Origin of the sequence: Actinomyces urogenitalis DSM 15434, assembly GCF_000159035.1 — a bacterium.
Taxonomy (GTDB): Bacteria; Actinomycetota; Actinomycetes; order Actinomycetales; family Actinomycetaceae; genus Actinomyces; species Actinomyces urogenitalis.
Window position 1 is genome coordinate 1 of record NZ_DS999578.1, and the last position, 2,015, is coordinate 2,015.

Below are 2,015 nucleotides of genomic sequence, written 5' to 3' on the forward strand. Positions count from 1 at the left end.
GCCCTCGAAGCACAGCACGGACGCGGCGTCACCACTCTGACCGGCCCCAGTGCCGCTACCGGACTCACCGCCGCTACCGGACTCAGCACCGCCGACGGCGTCGGTGGCGCTGCTCGGCCGGGCGCCTGCGAGCCCCCTGCTGAGCCGAAGCTCCCCGTGGGCTGGCTGGTCCAGCGTGATCCCGCCGTCAGCAGGCAGGTGGACACGCAGCGCTGCCGTGCGGGAGGTCGGCGTCATCTCCACGCGGATACCGCCGTCCAGGGCGACGGCGTAGTAGTCAGGGTGGGCGACCTCGTCGTCGTGGGAGAAACCCAGGGCGCGCTGCTCCGGGTCCAGCACGGGCTCGCCGGCAAAGGGCATGACCTGCAACGCCCCGCGCTCGCCGATCCAGGGACTCGGCTGGTGGGACAGCGCCACGCCCTGCAGGCGGGGGCGGGGGTCACCGTGCCAGCGGTAGAGCCAGCCCAGGGTCCGGGCGTCAGTGAGCGGGGTCAGGAAGCTCATGCCGTGCGTCACGCAGGTGGCCGGGAAGGTGTTGCCGCGCGAGAAGCCGACCCCGAGTGGCTCCCACGGCGGGTGTCCACCAGGTCCACCAGGCCGGCTGCGCCGTCGTCGCCCTGGGACAGGAGCCGACGGCGCAGCTGGAGCCAGCCCGTGCCGTGGTCCGCCTGAGAGACCAGCGCCAGGCCGCCCAGGTCGCGGCCGGCCAGGGCCGCCAGGTCCACCCGCCACAGGTTCCACTGCTCGGGCACCAACGCCGTGGCCGCCAGGTGCGCGGCGAGGTCGCGCGCCGGCACGGTGAGGTCGTGCCCCTCCTGATCGAGCAGGACGGTGCCAGGCCGGCCGCGCTCGACCAGCCCCAGGCGGGTGGAGGCACGGTCCGGGACGCCGTCGTCATCCAGCGCCATCTCGGGGTAGACGGCGAGCTCCAGGACCTCACCCGTCTGGGCGGGCTCGAGGTCAAGGCCGAGGACGCCCAGCGCCAGCCCGCCCCGGGCCGACAGCTCATAGCGCCACACCTGCCCCTCAAACAACCCGGTCCTCGGGGTGGAGCTTGGTGGCTGGGTGGGGCCGGCGTCGGGCCGGACACGGATCGTCTGCGTGGCCGGGACGTCCTGTGGGTGCATCGTCGCCTCCTGCTGACTGGGCCCGGGAATCATACGTGCCCCTCCTGTACCTCCCTACCCGCTCATGCTGCGGGCCCCCGGCACCGAGGTACCGGGGGCCCGCAGCACGCGCTGGGCGCGCAGGTCTGAGGAGCGTGCGTCAGGCCGCGGTGCCCTCCGCGGCGCCGGCGAACTGGCTCTGGTAGAGCGCCCAGTAGGCGCCCCGACGCTCCAGCAGCTCCTCGTGGCTGCCCTGCTCCACGATGTCCCCGTGCTCCATGACCAGGATCGTGTCCGCGTCACGGATCGTGGACAGGCGGTGGGCGATGACGAAGCTCGTACGCCCCTGGCGCAGCGCCGCCATCGCGTGCTGGACCAGCAGCTCGGTGCGCGTGTCCACCGAGCTGGTCGCCTCGTCCAGGATGAGGACGGCCGGGTCGGCGATGAAGGCGCGGGCGATCGTGAGCAGCTGGCGCTCACCGGTCGAGACGTTCGCGGCGTCCTCGTCCAGGACCGTGTCATACCCCTCGGGCAGGGCCCGGATGATGTGGTCCACGTAGCAGGCGCGGGCGGCGGCCTCGACCTGCTCGTCGCTGGCGCCCGGGCGCCCGTAGCGGATGTTCTCCCGGATCGTGCCGGCGAACAGCCACGGGTCCTGCAGCACCATGCCCGTGCGCGCACGCACGTCCCGGCGCCGCATGGCGGAGGTGTCCACCCCGTCCAGGGTGATCCGACCGCCGTCGATCTCGTAGAAGCGCATGAGCAGGTTGACCAGGGTGGTCTTGCCCGCGCCCGTGGGGCCGACGATCGCCACCGTCTGGCCGGGCTCGACCTTGAGGGACAGGTCCGTGATGAGCTCGGAGTCGGGGTCGTAGGAGAAGCGCACGTGCTCCATCTCGATGACCCCGG

At 72.8% G+C, this 2,015-nt stretch carries 3 protein-coding genes; all 3 read right to left on the reverse strand.

From position 1 onward, the window contains the following. On the reverse strand, positions 1-504 hold a 504-nt coding region (locus HMPREF0058_RS11240), incomplete at its 3' end, for a hypothetical protein (RefSeq protein ID WP_006549919.1). Positions 505-512: 8 nt separating this feature from the next. Continuing rightward, complete coding sequence (locus tag HMPREF0058_RS11245) at positions 513-1,127, reverse strand: hypothetical protein (RefSeq protein WP_040319969.1); 615 nt, start codon at positions 1,125-1,127, stop codon at positions 513-515. A gap of 139 nt (positions 1,128-1,266) precedes the next feature. After that, the coding region (locus tag HMPREF0058_RS11250; RefSeq protein WP_006549920.1) for an ABC transporter ATP-binding protein at positions 1,267-2,015 on the reverse strand (749 nt) is incomplete at its 5' end.

Coding starts and splice junctions, on each gene's coding strand:
- HMPREF0058_RS11245 (WP_040319969.1), bottom strand. CDS start 1,127: ATGCACCCACAGGACGTCCCGGCCACGCAGACGATCCGTGTCCGGCCC.